At 67.7% G+C, this 16378-nt stretch carries 19 protein-coding genes and 1 pseudogene; 7 read left to right on the plus strand and 13 right to left on the minus strand.

What is annotated here, in order from left to right; all coding sequences use genetic code 11:
• Nucleotides 1–100: 100 nt before the first annotated feature.
• Nucleotides 101–778 carry a PAQR family membrane homeostasis protein TrhA gene (gene trhA / locus AD72_RS26830; protein WP_063890804.1) on the plus strand — a complete coding sequence of 226 codons (678 nt, stop codon included), beginning with the start codon at nucleotides 101–103 and terminating at the stop codon, nucleotides 776–778.
• 13 nt (nucleotides 779–791) lie between these two features.
• Here trhA and AD72_RS26835 read toward each other — a convergent pair whose 3' ends face one another.
• Entirely contained in the window at nucleotides 792–989 is a 198-nt protein-coding gene (locus AD72_RS26835; RefSeq protein WP_031469383.1) for a hypothetical protein, read from the minus strand.
• Between the two features lie 107 nt (nucleotides 990–1096).
• Here AD72_RS26835 and AD72_RS26840 point away from each other — a divergent pair, with 107 nt between their 5' ends.
• Nucleotides 1097–1675 (plus strand): TIGR03086 family metal-binding protein, encoded by a 579-nt coding sequence (locus AD72_RS26840; RefSeq protein WP_031469384.1) that lies wholly within the window; start codon nucleotides 1097–1099, stop codon nucleotides 1673–1675.
• Here AD72_RS26840 and AD72_RS26845 read toward each other — a convergent pair.
• The 5 genes from AD72_RS26845 to mca form a co-directional block, all read right to left on the minus strand.
• Nucleotides 1672–2277 (minus strand): GNAT family N-acetyltransferase, encoded by a 606-nt coding sequence (locus tag AD72_RS26845; protein ID WP_231644973.1) that lies wholly within the window; start codon nucleotides 2275–2277, stop codon nucleotides 1672–1674. The two genes, AD72_RS26840 and AD72_RS26845, sit on opposite strands and share 4 nt — an antisense overlap.
• 30 nt (nucleotides 2278–2307) lie before the next feature.
• On the minus strand, nucleotides 2308–2841 hold the full coding sequence (locus AD72_RS26850; protein WP_031469386.1) for a hypothetical protein: 534 nt from the start codon (nucleotides 2839–2841) through the stop codon (nucleotides 2308–2310).
• A gap of 71 nt (nucleotides 2842–2912) precedes the next feature.
• Entirely contained in the window at nucleotides 2913–4895 is a 1983-nt protein-coding gene (locus tag AD72_RS26855) for a thioredoxin domain-containing protein (protein WP_031469387.1), read from the minus strand.
• A gap of 22 nt (nucleotides 4896–4917) precedes the next feature.
• Nucleotides 4918–5250, minus strand: a complete 333-nt coding sequence (locus AD72_RS26860; protein WP_031469388.1) for a hypothetical protein — start codon at nucleotides 5248–5250, stop codon at nucleotides 4918–4920.
• Entirely contained in the window at nucleotides 5247–6125 is an 879-nt protein-coding gene (gene mca / locus AD72_RS26865; RefSeq protein ID WP_031469389.1) for a mycothiol conjugate amidase Mca, read from the minus strand. Before mca ends, AD72_RS26860 begins: the two co-directional genes overlap by 4 nt.
• A 117-nt stretch (nucleotides 6126–6242) precedes the next feature.
• On the opposite strand from mca, the gene AD72_RS26870 reads away from it, so the two are divergent.
• Together AD72_RS26870 and greA are read left to right on the plus strand one after the other, a co-directional pair.
• A complete protein-coding gene (locus AD72_RS26870) occupies nucleotides 6243–6671 on the plus strand; it encodes a DUF4307 domain-containing protein (RefSeq protein ID WP_051899060.1) in 429 nt (142 codons plus the stop codon).
• Nucleotides 6672–6836: 165 nt separating this feature from the next.
• A complete protein-coding gene (gene greA / locus AD72_RS26875; RefSeq protein WP_031469391.1) occupies nucleotides 6837–7325 on the plus strand; it encodes a transcription elongation factor GreA in 489 nt (162 codons plus the stop codon).
• Nucleotides 7326–7371: 46 nt separating this feature from the next.
• Here the strand turns inward: greA and AD72_RS26880 are convergent, their stop codons facing one another.
• Entirely contained in the window at nucleotides 7372–7839 is a 468-nt protein-coding gene (locus AD72_RS26880) for an Lrp/AsnC family transcriptional regulator (protein ID WP_031469392.1), read from the minus strand.
• A gap of 123 nt (nucleotides 7840–7962) precedes the next feature.
• On the opposite strand from AD72_RS26880, the pseudogene AD72_RS35985 reads away from it, so the two are divergent.
• Nucleotides 7963–8580 (plus strand): annotated as a pseudogene (locus AD72_RS35985) (4-hydroxyphenylpyruvate dioxygenase family protein); the annotation flags it as partial.
• 3 nt (nucleotides 8581–8583) lie between these two features.
• On the opposite strand, the gene AD72_RS26890 reads toward AD72_RS35985, so the two are convergent.
• Genes AD72_RS26890 through AD72_RS26905 form a run of 4 tightly spaced genes read right to left on the minus strand, consistent with a single transcriptional unit; the run spans nucleotide 8584 to nucleotide 12874 of the window.
• The gene (locus AD72_RS26890; protein WP_031469394.1) at nucleotides 8584–9198 is read right to left on the minus strand and encodes a GTP-binding protein; all 615 of its coding nucleotides are present in this window, start codon (nucleotides 9196–9198) and stop codon (nucleotides 8584–8586) included.
• On the minus strand, nucleotides 9179–9682 hold the full coding sequence (locus AD72_RS26895) for a DUF742 domain-containing protein (RefSeq protein WP_425480785.1): 504 nt from the start codon (nucleotides 9680–9682) through the stop codon (nucleotides 9179–9181). Before AD72_RS26895 ends, AD72_RS26890 begins: the two co-directional genes overlap by 20 nt.
• A gap of 19 nt (nucleotides 9683–9701) precedes the next feature.
• Nucleotides 9702–10115, minus strand: coding sequence for a roadblock/LC7 domain-containing protein (locus AD72_RS26900; protein WP_031469396.1), 414 nt, complete (start codon nucleotides 10113–10115; stop codon nucleotides 9702–9704).
• Between the two features lie 2 nt (nucleotides 10116–10117).
• Nucleotides 10118–12874 carry a nitrate- and nitrite sensing domain-containing protein gene (locus AD72_RS26905; protein ID WP_037347463.1) on the minus strand — a complete coding sequence of 919 codons (2757 nt, stop codon included), beginning with the start codon at nucleotides 12872–12874 and terminating at the stop codon, nucleotides 10118–10120.
• 318 nt (nucleotides 12875–13192) lie between these two features.
• Here AD72_RS26905 and AD72_RS26910 point away from each other — a divergent pair, with 318 nt between their 5' ends.
• Together AD72_RS26910 and AD72_RS26915 are read left to right on the plus strand one after the other, a co-directional pair.
• Nucleotides 13193–14107, plus strand: a complete 915-nt coding sequence (locus AD72_RS26910) for a glutamate ABC transporter substrate-binding protein (protein ID WP_031469398.1) — start codon at nucleotides 13193–13195, stop codon at nucleotides 14105–14107.
• 149 nt (nucleotides 14108–14256) lie between these two features.
• Complete coding sequence (locus AD72_RS26915) at nucleotides 14257–14493, plus strand: hypothetical protein (protein ID WP_037347465.1); 237 nt, start codon at nucleotides 14257–14259, stop codon at nucleotides 14491–14493.
• A 16-nt stretch (nucleotides 14494–14509) separates the two neighbouring features.
• Here AD72_RS26915 and AD72_RS26920 read toward each other — a convergent pair whose 3' ends face one another.
• Together AD72_RS26920 and AD72_RS26925 are read right to left on the minus strand one after the other, a co-directional pair.
• Nucleotides 14510–15649, minus strand: a complete 1140-nt coding sequence (locus tag AD72_RS26920) for a cystathionine gamma-synthase (protein WP_031469400.1) — start codon at nucleotides 15647–15649, stop codon at nucleotides 14510–14512.
• A 51-nt stretch (nucleotides 15650–15700) separates the two neighbouring features.
• Nucleotides 15701–16306, minus strand: a complete 606-nt coding sequence (locus tag AD72_RS26925; RefSeq protein ID WP_156365388.1) for a hypothetical protein — start codon at nucleotides 16304–16306, stop codon at nucleotides 15701–15703.
• Nucleotides 16307–16378 lie beyond the last annotated feature (72 nt).

Below are 16378 nucleotides of genomic sequence, written 5' to 3' on the forward strand. Positions count from 1 at the left end.
ACGGCAAGCCGAGACGAGAAAAGGTTATGAAAACGTTCACTTTTGTAGCCCGGGTTGAATCCACAGGTGGTTCTCAGCATCGTTTCGTAGCCTTGTTCCCGTGACCGCAGCCATACCGTCGCGCGCCCCGATCGCCTTCGAGCGCCCCCGCATGCGTGGCGTACTGCATGCCTGGTCGTTCTTCGTCAGCATCGCCCTCGGCGCGACACTCATCTCCCTCGCCGCCGCCACCGTCTCCGGGCTCGCCGCGCTGGCCACATCCATCTACGGCGTCACCGTGCTCGCCCTGTTCGGCACCAGCGCGCTCTACCATCGGCGCACCTGGCGAAGCGAATTCGCCTACACCTGGATGAAGCGCCTCGACCACTCGATGATCTTCCTGTTCATCGCGGGCACCTACACCCCGTTCACCCTGCTCGCGATGGACCAGCCGACCGGATACATCATCCTCAGCATCGTCTGGGGCGGCGCACTCGCCGGAGTCGCACTGAAACTCGCCTGGCCCACCGCCCCGCGCTGGCTCGGGGTACCCATCTACATCGCACTCGGCTGGGTCGCCGTCTTCGTCTTCCCCCAGCTCGTCGAGCACGCCGGGGTCGGCGCCCTCGTACTGCTGCTCGTCGGCGGAGCCTGGTACACCTTCGGCGCCATCTGCTACGCCACCCGCTGGCCCAACCCCTGGCCACGTACCTTCGGCCACCACGAGTTCTTCCACGCCGCCACCGTCGTCGCGGCGATCTGCCACTACATCGCGATCTGGCTGGCCATGTACTCCTAGCCGGGGCTCCGGTCTAGGGACGGTTCCAGTGTTTGTCGGCCGGGACCAGCAGGACCGCGAGGACCAGGAAGATCGCCGCTCCCACGAAGAATCCGCCCACCGCGCACAGGATCGCGAGCAGTGCCAGTGCGGCCAGCGCGAACCAGCAGAACGGGTCCAGTTTCCCGAACCGTTTTCCCCCGCTACGTGTACCGGTGGGTCTAGCCGCCATCTCGTCGCCTCCCGAAGCTGTCTGTCGCAAAAGGGACGTGGCGACAGCTTTCGCATGACGTGATTCGCCGCCCGGTTTTTGTCGGTCCCCCTCTTTACGATACGCCCATGATCGAAGCAACGAGCCGGATCGGAATGGCAGCCACCGAGGCGTTGGACCTGTTCATCGCGGCGGTGGAGCAGATCCCGCAGGAGAACTGGGACCGTCCGTCGAATCTGGCGGACTGGACCGTTCGCGAACTGGTGGGCCACGCGACCGGGAGCGCGACGAAGGTCGTGACGCTGGTCGAGGGCGGGCAGCTCTGGAATGGCCCTTCGGAGCCCGCGGACTGGATCTGCGCGGACCCGGCGGCACGACTACGGGAATTGGCCGACCGGCTGCGCGATGCCTTGCCGCACGCGGAATTGGACGCGCCGCGACCGTCCCCTGGCGGCGAGGTTCCGCTCCACCGGGCGCTGGCTTTCCCGGTCTCGGACCTGGCCATGCACAGCTGGGATGTGCACCGCAGTCAGGGCAGGCTGGTGGAACTCCCGGACGCTCTCCTGGCGTTCTGTCGTGCCCTGGTGGAGTCGATCCCGGAGGAGGTACTGCGCCAACCGGGCAAGTTCGGCCCCGCGCAACCGGCTCCCGCGGACGCTTCACCGACCACGCTGCTCATGACCGGACTGGGCCGCACGGCGGGCTAACCGCGACGGGGCGACCAGCCGGGCCCGTCGTCCGGGGAACCACGCAGCACGACCTCGGGTGCCCTGCCCAGCTCCAGGCCCATGCGCACATCGTCGAAGCGCTGCTCGCCCACCACGATGACGTTCGGATGCCGTCCCCATTCCCGGAAACCGAGCCGCTCGTACAGTTCGATGGCGCCGTGGTTGTTGCCGCGCACCCCGAGGGCGAGGGTTTCGATGCCCGCACTCCGCGCCCCCGCGATGAGTTCGGTGACCACGCGGTTGCCGAGCCCGAGCCCGCGAGCACCCGGACCGGCCATGATCTGGGCGAGGTCGGCGGTGTACCGGAACGCTGGATAAGGACGCCGTCGCCAGCTGCCCATGGCCTCGACCCGCGCACCCGCGCGGGCGAGTACGAGTTCGGCGTCCCCGCGGGCGATGTCGGCGTGCAGGTCTTCGAGCCAGCCGCGGGTCTGCTCATGGCTCGGCGGCGCCGGGTGACCGACCGCTCCGCCGTCGAGCACGACCTCGCGGATGAGCCGGTTGACCGCGCCGATGAGGTCCTCGCCGAACTCGGCCGCGCATCGAGCGCTGTGCCGGGACAGATGGATTTCCGTTGTCACACAAGACATTCTGCCCCGGCGCGCCGACAGTCAGTCGGCTTCGGGTCCCCGGTTGCGCAGTTCGTCGACCCGCTGCATGGCCTCGCGCAGTTCGGCGAGCCAGGATTCGGTGTGCTCGCCGACCAGTCGCACCGCCCAGGAAAGGGCGTCGGAACGGGATCGGGCGACCCCGGCGGAGACGAGCGTGTCGAGCACGATGCGTTCGGGCTGGCGCAGCCTGGTCATCACGGGCACGGCGAGGGAGGTGAACACTTCCTCGGTGCCGCCGAGCCGTGCGCCCCAGGCGACCTTGCGATGGAAACGGTGCTCGGCCTGCCGCGCGATGGAGATGCGCTCCTCGCGGGTCTGTTCCCGGAATCGGCTGACCCGCCCGGATTCCGCCGAGCTGCGGGCCGCCTCGTCGCTGAAGGTGTCCTCGAGCGCGGGGAGGGTACCGAGCACGGTGATCTCTTCCCGGTCGACGGTGACCTCGGGGGTTCCGGTGAACCATTCATCGGGCAACCGACCGGCGAACCACGCGGCGACATCCTCGGTCGAGGGGGCCTCATCCCGTCTGCGTCCCATGCCAACCACACCCTCTGATTACATGATTACCGTGTAACAACCACGGTACTCGGTTTTCGGGTGCCCGGCGTTCACTCCTGGCGGACGAGCTGGTCACGCAGCTGCGCGGGATCGGTGACGGGGCGATCGCACACGAAACCACGGCACACATACGCGGTGGCACGTCCCTCGAGCAGCGGCCGGTCCTCGAGCAGCGGGGCCTGGCCGGGCGCGCCGCGCACGATGACCGAGCCACCGGCGGCCGTCTCGACCGCGGTCCGGTAGAGCTCCCGGTCCGCACCGACCACGGCGATCTGCACCGGACCGGCGAGCATTGCCTCGGCGACACTGAGCCAATGCCCGGCGAACCGCGGTGCCCGGCGCGCGAGCACCCCGGCTCCCTGCACAGCTTCCTCGGCGAGCCCGCGGTATCCGCGCTCCGGATCGAGCGCGGACGCGATGAGCAGGGCCTCGGCCACCGCGGCCGCCCCGGACGGCGAGGCGTTGTCCCCCGGATCCGCGGGCCGGGTGATGAGCCGTTCGGTGTCATCGGCGGTGTCGAACCACGCGCCCTCGTCGTCCCGGAAATGCCGCACCGCGATGTCGAGCAGCGCCCCGGCGCGCTCGAGCCAGCCGGTCTCCCCGGTCACCTGGTGCAGCGTGAGCAGCGCAGTGGCCAGGCATCCGTAGTCACCGAGCACTCCGGCCGCGGTACCTGCGACCCCGTGCCGGGAAGTGCGCACCAGCCGCTCGTCGATCAGGTGCACCCGCAGCAGGAACTCGGCGGCCCCGGTGGCCGCGGCGAGCAGATCGTCGCGCCCGAACGCGGCCCCGGCCTCGGCGAGCGCGGTGATCGCGAGGCCGTTCCACTCGGTGACCACCTTGTCGTCGCAGCCCGGCTGCGGCCGGTTCGCGCGCGCGGCGAGCAGCGCGGTGCGCACCCGCTCGAACCGGTCCCGGTCGGCGGGTTCCTCGGTCAGACACAGGGTGGAGCTGCCCGCCTCGAAGGTGCCCTGTTCGGTCACCCCGAACAGTTCCACGGCCCAGGCACCGTCCTCGGCCCCGAGCACCTCGGCGAGCTGGGCCGGGGTCCACACGTAGGTCAGGCCCTCCACACCATCGGTGTCCGCGTCGAACGAGGCGGCGAAGGCGCCTTCGGCGGTGCGCATCCCGGTGACCAGGAACCCCGCGGTCTCCTCGGCGATCCTGCGGGCCTGCGCCGAACCGGTCCGGCGCGCCAGATGGGTGTAGGCGCGCAGCAGCAGGGCATTGTCGTAGAGCATCTTCTCGAAGTGCGGGACCACCCAGTTCGCATCCACGCTGTACCGCGCGAACCCGCCGGCGAGCTGGTCGTAGATGCCCCCTTGGGCCATGGCCGAACAGCAACGCTGCACGAGGCGCAGCGCGTCCGCGGATCCGGTGCGCTCGTGGTGGCGCAGCAGGAACTCCAGCACCATCGAGGGCGGAAACTTCGGCGCGCCACCGAACCCACCGGTCTCCGCATCGAATTCGGCAGTGAGCGTGCCGAGCGCGGCGTCCACCGCTGCCTCGTCCACCTCGGCGCGCGGCAACGGGGAGGCGTGTTCGGCGAGCTTGCCGGTGATCGTGGCCGCCGACTCACGCACCTCCGCGGCGCGCTCCCGCCAGGCATCCCACACGGCCTCGGTCACCTGACGGAACGAGGGCATGCCCCGCATCGGGGCCGACGGGAAATAGGTGCCGCAGTAGAAGGGTTCCCCGTCCGGGGTGAGGAAACAGGTCATCGGCCAGCCGCCCTGACCGGTCATCGCCTGGGTCGCCGTCATGTACACGGCGTCCACATCCGGGCGTTCCTCCCGGTCCACCTTGATGCTCACGAAATGCTCGTTCACGAAGGCGGCGAGCTGTTCGTCCTCGAAGGACTCGTGCGCCATCACGTGGCACCAGTGGCAGGCGGCGTAACCCACGGAGAGGAACACCGGGACATCCCGGCGCGCCGCTTCCGCGAACGCCTCGGGACACCACGGCCACCAGTCGACCGGATTATCGGCGTGCTGGCGCAGGTAGGGACTGGTGGCATCGGTGAGGCGGTTCATCTGCCCACCGTCCCATGAATGCCTAGCCGCCGCCGTTGTGCGCCGACTCCGGCTTGCCCGATTCCGCGGTCTCCCCCGGCTCGGCGGCGTTGTCCGCGCTGCCCGATTCGGCGGACGAGCCCGGCTCCGCGCCGGTCCCGTCCGCCTTCTCCTCCGGTCCGGCGAGGTTGCGCTGCGCCCGCCGCAAATGCTTGGTCATCGAGCGCACCAGGAACACCACCGCGATGAGCAGCAGCAGCACGACGAGCAGGGCGACCGGGGATGCCTTGCCGAAGTCCGGCCCGTTGCCCCCGGTCTGGTCGCCCGGCTGCTTGCCCGCGAGCACCAGCGCGGCGCTCATCGCGAGTGAGGTCATGCGCTCACCTTCTCCTCGATGCCTTGGAACAGATCGTCCTCCGGCAGCGTGGTGTCCACCACGGAGCGGGCGAGCTCGTACTCCTCGGTCGGCCACACCTCGCGCTGCAGGTCGTCGGGCACGGCGAAGAACCGGCTGTCCGGGTCGATCTGGGTCTCGTGCGCGAGCAGCGCCTTCGACCTGGCCTCGAAGTAGTCCGCGCACTCGACCTGCGTCGTTACCCGCTCCATGATATCCGGCTTCTCCGGATCCCACTTCGCGAGCCACTCCTGGTACGGAGAGTCGAGTCCCCTGCTGGTCAGGGCCTCGTGGAAGATCTCGAGCTTCTTCCGGGCGAAGCCGTGCGAGTAGTAGAGCTTCAGCGGCTGCCACGGCTCCCCCGTCCCGGGGAACCGCTCCGGATCGGCGGCCGCCTCGAAGGCCGCGACGGAGATCTCGTGGCAGCGGATGTGGTCCGGGTGCGGGTAGCCGCCGTTCTCGTCATAGGTGATCAGCACGTGCGGGCGGAACTCCCGCACGATGCGCACGAGTTCCCGCGTGGACTCCTCGATCGGAACCAGCGCGAAGCACCCCTCCGGAAGCGGGGGCGGCGGGTCCCCCTCGGGAAGACCCGAGTCCTCGTACCCCAGCCAGCGGTGCTCGACCCCGAGGGCCGCCGCGGCATTGGCCATCTCGGTCTTGCGCAACTCCGCCATGTTCTCCAGCACGCCGGGCTTGTCCATCCTCGGGTTGAGGATGTCCCCGCGCTCGCCTCCCGTGCAGGTGACGACCATGACGTCCACGCCGTTCGCCGCGTACTTGGCGAGCGTGGCAGCGCCCTTGCTCGACTCGTCGTCGGGATGCGCATGCACCGCGAGCAACCGCAACTGCTCCATACCTACCTCGTATCTCCCTCGTCCCCAGGCTCGTCCATAATCACGGGACTTGCGGAGCAACGCCCGTGAACGTGTCCATTGTTCCGCACGCATCCGACAAGCAGCGTGGAGTCCCCCGTGAGTGAACAGCTGATGGCCGAGCGTTACGGCGTGAAAGCCAAGCACCGGCCGCGCTGGATCCGCTCCCTGGTCGTGGTCCTCGTGCTGGTCCTCGGCCTGCTGGTGGCCTACATCGCCTACCGCAATCTCGGCGCGGACCCGATCAGCACCGAGGTGAAGAGCTTCTCGGCGAGCGGCCAGGACAAGATGAACCTCACTTTCACCGTCACCCGCGATCAGCCGGACAGGGCGGTGGACTGCATCGTGACCGCGAACCTGCAGGACGCCACCGAACTCGGCCGCAGGGAGGTTTTCATCCCTTCCGGGGACAGTTCGCGGACGGTCACCGCGGCGGTCACGACGGGCACCCGCGCGGCCACCGGCAAGGTCTATGGCTGCTCATACACCGTCCCCGAGTACCTCGGCAAGACCGGTCCGGATCGGTGAATCGATTACCGAAAACAAGCGACCGCTCGCGCGGTGCGTGCTATCCTGTCCGTTAACGCACGGCCCCAGAGTGGGCCGTGTTTTTGTAGTTCCTGGCTAGCTGGAACCGGGAACCCCGCTCATCCGCCCGGACGAGCAAGCACGCAAGAAAGAGGAGTGGTGACCATGAGCGACGAACAGGTGACCTGGCTGACCCAGGAGTCCTACGACCGTCTCAAGGCGGAACTCGACGAGTTGGTCGAGAACCGTCCGGCTATGGCCGCCAAGATCAACGCCAGCCGCGAAGAAGGCGATCTGAAGGAGAACGGCGGTTACCACGCCGCCCGGGACGAACAGGGTCAGCAGGAAGCCAGGATTCGTCAGCTCCAGGAGCTGCTGCGTACCGCGAAGGTCGGCGAGGTGCCCACGAAGAGCGGCGTCGCCGAGCCGGGTTCCGTGCTCACCGTTCGCTACGAAGGCGATGACGACACCGAGGACTTCCTGCTCGCCACCCGGGAAGAAGGGGCGCACGACGGTATCGAGGTGTTCTCGCCCAGTTCGCCGGTCGGCTCCGCGTTGCTCGGCGCCAAGGACGGCGAGACCAGGGAATACGCCCTGCCCAACGGCAAGTCCATGAAGGTGACGCTGGTCAAGGCCGTGCCCTACAAGGGGTAGGTCCACGGGGAAACACGGGTGTCCGGGCGGGCACCCGTTTTTCCGTTCACTGCCCGCGCAGCCGCTCCACCAGGGGCCGCACCCGCGGCGGAACCGGGGTGGACAGTGCGATCGAGGTCGCGAGCCGCTGCACCCCTTCCACGTCCACGATCTCGTCGATCACCCGCTGCAGATCCTCGTTCGACCGTGCCACGAGCCGGACGAGCAGATCCGCCTGTCCGGTCGTCGCGTGCACCTCGCAGACCTCGGCGATGGCACGCAGCCGTTCGGCGACCACCCCGCGCCTGCCCTGGGCGATCTCACAGCTGGCGAACGCGGTGAGCCCGTAGCCCATGGCGGCCAGATCGACCGCGGGCGGGAACCCGGTGAGCACCCCACCGGCGAGCAGTTTGTCCAGCCGTGCCTGCACGGTGCCCCGCGCGACACCGAGCCGCCGAGAGCATTCGAGCACCCCGAGCCGCGGTTCATCGGTGAGCAGCAGCAGCAACTTGCCGTCGAGCTCGTCGAGTGTCATGGCGGGCGACCTCCGGACAGCGGGCGAACACTAGCCGATCTGCGCAATCTGACCGCACAGATCGCTGATCAACTGTACATTCTGCCCAGCTGGTCACGAAACTATTGCGCAGTCTGTGCCGCGATCAGGGCGCTCGACGCGGTGGTCTTCGTCGCGGGCAACGCGACCGAGACCGCGCACCACTACCAATCCGCCTTCGGGATGCGGCTGTTCGCCTACTCCGGGCCGGAACACGGCAACCGCGACCACAAGGCATTCGTGCTCGAACCCGGTTCCGCGCGGACGGAGTCACCGATCTCGCGCCCGAGGTCGAGAACGTGGACAAGTGCGCCGAACACGCGCGCTCAGGGGGCGACCTACGGGGAGACCGGGCATTCGCTCATCGGCCGCCCCCGCCACTCGGGTCCCTGCTTTCCCGGATTCGTTGCCAGGCAACCACTTGAGGAATATCGCAACCGAGTACTCGGCACTGATGTCGAAGGTCGTCTCGAACGACCATCACAAGGTCAAGTTCCCGCTGAACGAGCCCGCCACTGCGAAGTGGAAATCCCGGACCGACGAGTACCTGGAATCTCATACCGGGCCTGGCTGCCAGCACATCGCGCTCGCCGTTGCGGACATCGTCGCCACGATCGAGAACCTCGAGCGGTACGGCATTCTCGCTCGGTTTCGGGAAGGGGGAATTTCAAGGCCCTTTTCGAAGCGATCGAGCGCGAGCGGGAACGCAGGGGGAACCGGTAGGTCCTAGGAAGCAGGTGCCGCGGCCTGCGCGCGCCGGTCGTGCTCGATCGCGTGCCGCACGACCGAAACCAGCACCTGCTTTGCCGATTCCCGTTCCCGCGCGTCGCAGAGCACGATCGGAACCGAGGGCCGGATGGTGAGCGCATTGCGGATGTCCTCGACCTTGTGGTGCAGCAGCCGGTCGAAACAGTTCACCGCGATGACATAGGGAAGGCGCGCGTTGTCGAAGAAGTCGATGACCGGGAACGCGTCCGAGAGCCGCCGGGTGTCGACCAGGATCACCGCGCCGATCGCACCGAAAACCAGGTCGTCCCACATGAACCAGAACCGTTCCTGGCCCGGGGTCCCGAACACGTAGAGCACGATATCCGAATCGAGCGAGAGCCTGCCGAAATCCATCGCCACGGTCGTCGTCTGTTTGTCCGGCGTGACCGTGGTGTCGTCGACGTGTTCACCGAGCTCGGTCATCGCCGCCTCGGTGGTCAGCGGCTCGATCTCCGATATCGCACTGACAAGAGTCGTCTTTCCGGTGCCGAATCCACCGGCGACGACGATCTTCGCGGAAGACGTCGGTCCGAGCGCTGCCGAATCCGTGCCGTCAAACCGTCCTAAGACCACTGAGCACCCTCTCCATGAAATCGATACTCGGCCGGTCACCAGCCATGTGCGTCGCCGTGTGCACGACGACCAGTTCAGCGGCCGCGACATCGCCGATCAGTACCCGCGCCACACCCAGTGGCAGCCGCAGAAACGCCGCGACCTCGGCGACCGAGCGGGTGTCGACGCAGAGTTCGCAGATGCTGCGGTGTTCCGGGACGGCGAGATTCGCGCTGTCCAGTCCCCGGTGGCTGGTCGAAACGAGTGCTTCGATGGACAGCTCGAGGCCGGGGCGTGTTCTGCCTTTGGTGCGGAAATAAGGGCGGACCAGTTCCGGATTCCCCGATGGCTCGTCGAGGAATCCCTGTGGACCGGGTTCGGTGTGCGCGAACGGCTCCTTGGCCTGTTCGGGCACCGCCTGGCCGCCTGTCGGTTCGAACGCGGCCGGGTCCACATCAATACGCCCGGCGAGCGTACCGAAATCCCGTCTGTCTATTTCGTTCACCGCGAGCTCCCATTCCCGACTACTTGATATTCCGCCTTGGTTCGACAGACAACACCCTGCCGACCCGGTCGACGAGCAAGGTCATCTCATAGACCACGAGGCCGATATCGGCGTTCGCGGTGCCGAGCACTGCGAGACACGACCCGGTCGAGATGGACATGAGGAACAGATATCCGTTGGCCATCTCCATGATCGTCTGTGCGACGGGGCCACCGCCGAAGATGCGCGCCGCTCCCCTGGTCAGGCTGTTCAGCCCGGAGGTGACCGCGGCCATCTGGTCGGCCTTGTCCTTCGGCAACCCCTCCGAGGCGGCGAGCAACAGGCCGTCGGCCGAGACCACGGTCCCGTGGGTCACCCCGGGAACCCGGCGCACGAAATCCGCGATCAACCAGCCGCAGTTCTGCCCGGATTCCGTTCGCTGTGCTTGTGTCACCCTCACTCCTTGTCCGTGAGTCCGAACGGGTTGCCCTGCTCGGCCCCCTCCGAGCCGCGCACCGAATGCCCGACCGCCTTGCGGCCCGCGACGAAGCCGGACTGGAACCTGGCCATCTTGTCCCGTGCCACGTTCGCCGCCTGCTCGGCATCCTCCGGCAACTGTTCGGCCGCCAGGTGGTGCGCTCCGCTGTCCAGCGAGCCGGGGACCAGATACGCGTTCGGCACCCGTTTCGGCAATGCGGACTGCCCATTCTGCTCCGGCTCGATGTCCCCGAGAAGCGCGGCCGCATGCCAACCGGAATCGGATTCCTCCCGCCACTCGATTTTCGGATTACCCGATTCGTCGAGTGCGGTGAACACATCCGTTTCCGTCGTTTCGGAAAGCCACCTGGACATCATTTCCTGATAAATAGGCGTTCCCTTACGTACGAGCTCCTCATGGCGTTTTCCGGTGTTCTCGTCCAGCGCTCCGGCGTATCTGCCGTTTCCGGTGCTGCCATTGCCGTTGTTCGCCGCCTTGGCCCCGCTGCCGTCCTCGGCGACGCTCGCCGGCTGATCCGTGTAGATCGGGCCGCTGCCGAGCGCGTCCAGATGCAGTGGCGCATCGAGCGCGGGCAGTTCGGCCTGGTTCTCCTCGAGGTTCCGTTTTCCGGGCAGATCAGGGGGAACGACCATGGAATGCGCATCCTCATCCGCATCGCGCTGGGCGGGCACCGTCTCGAATCCGGAGCCCCCGATCTCCGCGGGCTCCCATTCGGCCCCGGTATCGCCCGAGCCGAATTCCGCGTCCTCTTCCTCGAAGCCGGAACGGGACAGCTGCCGGACACTGACCTGTGGCGGCAGCCCGGAGCTCGCCCGCGCCTTGTCGGTGAGCAGCTTCGCGGGCACCTTGATGCGCGCGACAAGGCCGCCCTCGATGTCCTCGTTCTCCGCGAGCCGCACCTCGATGCCGTGCCGCTTGCCGAGGCGGGCGACCACGTAGTGCCCCATTCGCCTGGTCACCGCGACATCCAGGTCCGGCGGCTCGGACAGTGCCTGGTTGGCCGCCGCCAGCTGCTCCTCGGTCATCCCGACCCCGGTATCGGTGATCTGGATAGCCAGTTCGCTGTGCCGGTTCATCGCGGCCCGCACCCGGACGGTCGTCGACTGCTCGGAGAAGAAGGTCGCGTTGTCCAGCAGCTCGGCGAGCAGGTGCACCAGGTCGTGCACCGCCTGGCCGTGCACCGAGACATCCGGGACCGTGCCGACGTCGACCCTGCGGTAGTCCTCGGTCTCCGAAACCGCGGCGCCGATGATGTCCGCGGCCCTCGTCGGCCGGGTGATCTGGTTGGCCGGACCGGAACCGGAGAGCACCAGCAGGCTCTCACCGTTGCGCCGCAACCGGGTGGAGAGGTGGTCGAGCTCGAACAGGTCGGTGAGCCGGTCCGGGTCCTGTTCGCGATCCTCGAGCCGGTCGATGACGCCGAGCTGGCGCTGCACGAGCACCTGGCTGCGCCGGGAAAGGTTGACCAGGATCCGGTTCAGGTTGTCTCGCAACAGGGCCTGCTCGGTCGCCAGTCGCACCGCCTGGCTGTGCACCTCGTCGAAGGACCGCGCCACCTGGCCGATCTCCTCGGTGGTGTGCACCCCGACGGGTTTGATCCCGGTCCGCGCCGCTTCCCGCGGATCCGGATCGGAGAGGATCCGGTGCACCGTCGCGGGCAGTTGCTCGCTCGCCACCCGCAACGCGGTGCGCCGCAGGGTACGCAGCTGACGGAGCATGGTGCGGGCCACGAAGAACATCAGCATCAGCGTGATGAACAGGGCGACGGCGAGCACGCTCGCGGTGACGATCAGCGAGGTGCGCGCACTGCTGAGCATGCCGCTCGCGGTGCTCTTCAGGTTCTCGAAGGCCCGGTCGAGCACATTGGCGAACTTCTGGCTGATCGCATCCGCGTTGGAGACGACCTGGCCGGTGTCGATCCCGGTCGGCAGGTTCGCCCCGGCCCGCTGCACGGCGAGCTGCTGCAGCTGGAACTGGTTGTTGACCGCGACCCCGGTCATCTCGCCCGCGTAGGCGCGCTTGTCGTCATCGGGGCCGATGTCGTTGAACCGGGAGATCGAGGAGACCAGATCGGCCCCGGCCTCGTTGAGCAGCTGCCCCTCGTTGTCCGCGAACCTGCCGCGCATGGCACCGAGGGTGAGGTAGAGGTTCTGGGTGGACGCGTCTTCCTTGGCATGCTCGAGCGCGTTGACGGCGTTCTGGTTGTCCCGCAGCTCGGCACTGCTTCCGGCATAGGTCGGCTGCAGCAGGGTGTCGATCACCGAGCCGTACGCGGAGTTCATCGTGGAGACCGAGATCGCGGCCGTGTCCGCGCCTCCCGGTTGCATCGCCATCTTGCGCAGCCGGTCGAGCGCGGTCATCCGCGGCTGGATACGCTGAATGGCGGGTTCGGCGACGTCGACTTCCTGATTGGCGCCCTTGACCCGGTCCCAGGTGCTGTCGGTGGCGGAGATGTCCTTGTCCAGCTCACCGTGACCGGGCGCGCGCCCGCCGACGATCCAGCTCGCCATCGCCACCCGCTCGTGCTGCAGGGCGTGCGTCACCTCGGTGGCGTCGTAGTCGAAGCCGATGGCATCGACCGAGCGCTGGTAGCTCGAGGTCTCGGCGACCCCGTCGTATATTCGGGCGGCTGCGAGCGCGACCGCGGCGATCGTCGGCAGCGCGAGCACTGCCAGCAGTTTCGCGCGGAGCGGCCAGTTAGCGAGTGTCCGCATCGTCGGTCACCTCGCGGCCGATCCATCCGGGCGTACCGGCATCCGTTGTTCCTTGCGGTGTCGGTCGGCGGCAACTCGCCACCTGATTCCTTCTAGCAGGCCAACCTTGGTGCCCCGATCGGGTACAAAAAGGTGATTCTCTGTAGTTCGCGCCGCAGATTACCCTACAACTGTCGGGGGATAAAGACTTCAAACGAACCAGCCGAGGGCGGAGGGCGACCGGGCCGCCGGTGCCCTTGACGAACTGCGTCCACCCAGACACCATCTCGCATGTTCACTCACAAGTGCTACCCCCGTTAACTAGAGGACAAATGTGACATGAGTCTCCGGCCATCCGCCCGCAAGACCGTCACCGCACTCGCCGTCACGGCCGCGCTCGCCCTCTCCGGCTGCTCCGGTGAATCCCCCTCGCGAGCCGAGCGGAAGACCAACTTCATCGACCGGGCCCCGGTCGCCACCGAAGCACAGATCAACTCCTCCCCGACCGCAGCGGCGATCCAGGCCCGCGGTCAGATGCTGATCGGCAGCGACAAGAACCTGCCCCTGGTCTCCCAGCAGAACCCGACGACCGGGCAGACCGAAGGCTTCGACGCCACCCTGTCCCGCATGCTCGCCAAGTACATCACCGGTCAGTCCACACCGCGGATCGTCTCGGTCACCCCGGAGAACCGCGAGCAACTACTCCAAGCGGGCACCGTGGACGCGGTCATCCGCATCTACTCGATCACCGAGAAGCGCGCCCGCCAGGTCACCTTCGCCGGGCCCTACTTCGACTCCGGGCAGACCATCGCCACGCTGCGCACGGATCACGCCATCCAGACCGCCGACGACCTGCGCGGCAGGAAGGTCTGCGTCGTCAAGGACACGACCAGCGAAAAGGCCGTCACGCAGAAGGAACCGGAGGCCGCGGTCACCCCGGTCGCCGACTCCTCGCAGTGCGTATCGGCGCTCGAACAAGGCAAGGCCGAGGCCTATGTGCACGACCTGACCGTGGTCGCGGGCGCGGCTCAGCTGAACAACAAGATCAAGATCGTCGGCAACCCGTTCACCTCGGAGCCGTACGGCATCGGAATCCGTCACGGTGACGACTCGTTCAAGAACTTCATCGATGACTGGCTGCGCAACATCGAACGCTCCGGGTTGTGGCGCCAGGCATGGCAGCAGTCGCTCGGCACGGTGGTTCCCGGTGGTCCGCCGAGCCCGCCGAACATCGGTGGCGCCCCCGGCACCTGACCGGGTTACCCCGCCCGATCAGGCACTGAGCCGAAACTGTGGATATCCTGGCAGTCTCCTGAGAAGGCCGCTGAACGCGGGCCAGCCGGGGTATTGTCTGTCAAGGGGACGACATCACAGGAATTTTTCGCGGTAGGAGTTACAAGCGCATGGCGAAGCTGAGCCGGATAGCGGCGATCGTTCCGGTCATCGGTGCGACCATCGCAGCGAGCGCGCTCGCCGGGGCCGCCGTGTACACGGTCGCGCAGACCGACTGCGATGGTGGCCAGTACATCCGGTCCGGTAACCAGATCGAGCTGATCGGCAGCTGCGTGCACCGCGGCGAACTCCCTCCCGGCGTGCACCCGGCGCCCCGCGAGTCGCACAAGACGAACAAGCGGGGCTGACCGGGCCTTACGCCATTCAGCCGAGCGCGCTGCGCAGATCCTCGACGAGGTCTTCGACGCGCTCGATGCCGACCGAGAGCCGGACGAGGTCCGCGGGGACCTCGAGCGCCGAACCGGAAACCGAGGCGTGGGTCATCGCCGCCGGGTGCTCGATCAGCGATTCGATCCCGCCGAGCGATTCGGCCAGGGTGAACAGCTTCGTGCGCCCGCACAGTTCGCGGGCCGCTTCGGCGCCGTCGACGTGGGTGAACGAGACCATCGCGCCGAACGCGCGCATCTGCTTGGCCGCGATCTCGTGCCCGGGGTGCCCGGGAAGGCCCGGGTAGTAGACCGCGCCGACCTTGGGGTGGTCCACCAGCAGGCGGGCGATCTCCTCGGCATTCGCGCAGTGCCGCTCCATGCGCACCGCGAGGGTCTTCACCCCGCGCAGGGTCAGCCAGCTGTCGAACGGTCCCGGCGCGGAACCGGCGGCGTTGCGCATGAAGAACAGCTGCTCAGCCAGTTCCTCATCCCCGGTGATCGCCGCGCCGCCGACCACATCCGAGTGTCCGCCGAGGTATTTGGTCGTCGAGTGCACGACCACATCCGCGCCGAGCTCGAGCGGGGACTGCAGGTACGGGGTGGCGAAGGTATTGTCCACGACGAGCTTCGCGCCCGCCGAACGCGCGAGACCGGCGAGACCGGCCAGGTCCGCGATCCCCAGCAGCGGGTTGGTCGGGGTCTCGCACCAGATCAGGCTGGTCTTGTCGGTCAGCGCGGCGCGCACCGCGTCCAGGTCCGAGAGCCGGACCGGCGTGTAGTCGATCCCCCAGTGCGCGAGCACCTTGTCCACCAGCCGGAAGGTGCCGCCGTAGGCGTCGTCGGGGATGACAATGTGCGCGCCCGGCTCGGTGAGCACCCGGAGCACGGCATCCGAGGCGGCCATTCCCGAGGAGTACGCGACCGCCCGCGCTCCACCCTCCAGCGAGGCGAGACATTCCTCGAACGCGGTGCGGGTCGGGTTGGCGGTGCGCGAGTACTCGTAGCCCGCGCGCAGACCTCCGACGCCGTCCTGGGCGAAGGTGGAGGTCTGGTAGATCGGCGTGATCACCGCTCCGGTGTGCGGATCGGGCTCCTGACCCGCATGAATAGCTCGTGTTTCGAACCCGTGTGCCATATGCCGGAGCCTACCCGCGCGGCATTCGGCACGCGCGGGCGGCAACCGTGCTCACCAGGGCTGCTGGCCCCCGACCGGCGGGTAGGGCGGCTGCTGCGGCATCCCGCCGTACATCGCGCCCTGCCCTCGCTGCCAGGTCACGTAACGCGTGGTCAGCGGCACGATCGCGAGCACGAAGGTGGCGATCGCCGGAACCGCGAACAAGAACAGCACGCCGACGATCGCACCGGCCGCCCGGCTGGTGGAACCGTTGAAGGTGGCACCGACAGCCGCAACACCCTGCATCGCGAGCACGCCGAGGGCGATCCAGCCGATGATGGCCAGCCCGGAACCGATCAGGGTCAGGATCTGGCCGAGCCGCTTGCGCATGAACAGCAGGATCGGCCCGGCGATGAGGGTGCCGGTCCAGAGCACGAAGCCGATCGTCTCCCCGACCAGGATCCCCATCACCGAGGACGGCGCCTGGCCGAGCACGCTGACCACACTGATCAGCATGTAGAGGCCGAACAGGCCACCGAGCAGGCCGAGCACACCCGCGGTGATCGCGGTTCCGCCGCTCGGCGGGCGGGTCTGCGGGTCGATCTGGACCGGGTGCTGCGGCATCGGCTGGAACCCACCCGATTGACCGTAGTTGGGAGGTTGCGGTGGGTAAGTCATGGCGTTCCCTCGTTCGGTCCGGTGTGTCCGTTACACGGATTCGACGCCGAACAGTAACGAACGGCTCCCGTG

Origin of the sequence: Sciscionella sediminilitoris (assembly GCF_000737195.2) — a bacterium.
Taxonomy (GTDB): Bacteria; Actinomycetota; Actinomycetes; order Mycobacteriales; family Pseudonocardiaceae; genus Sciscionella; species Sciscionella sediminilitoris.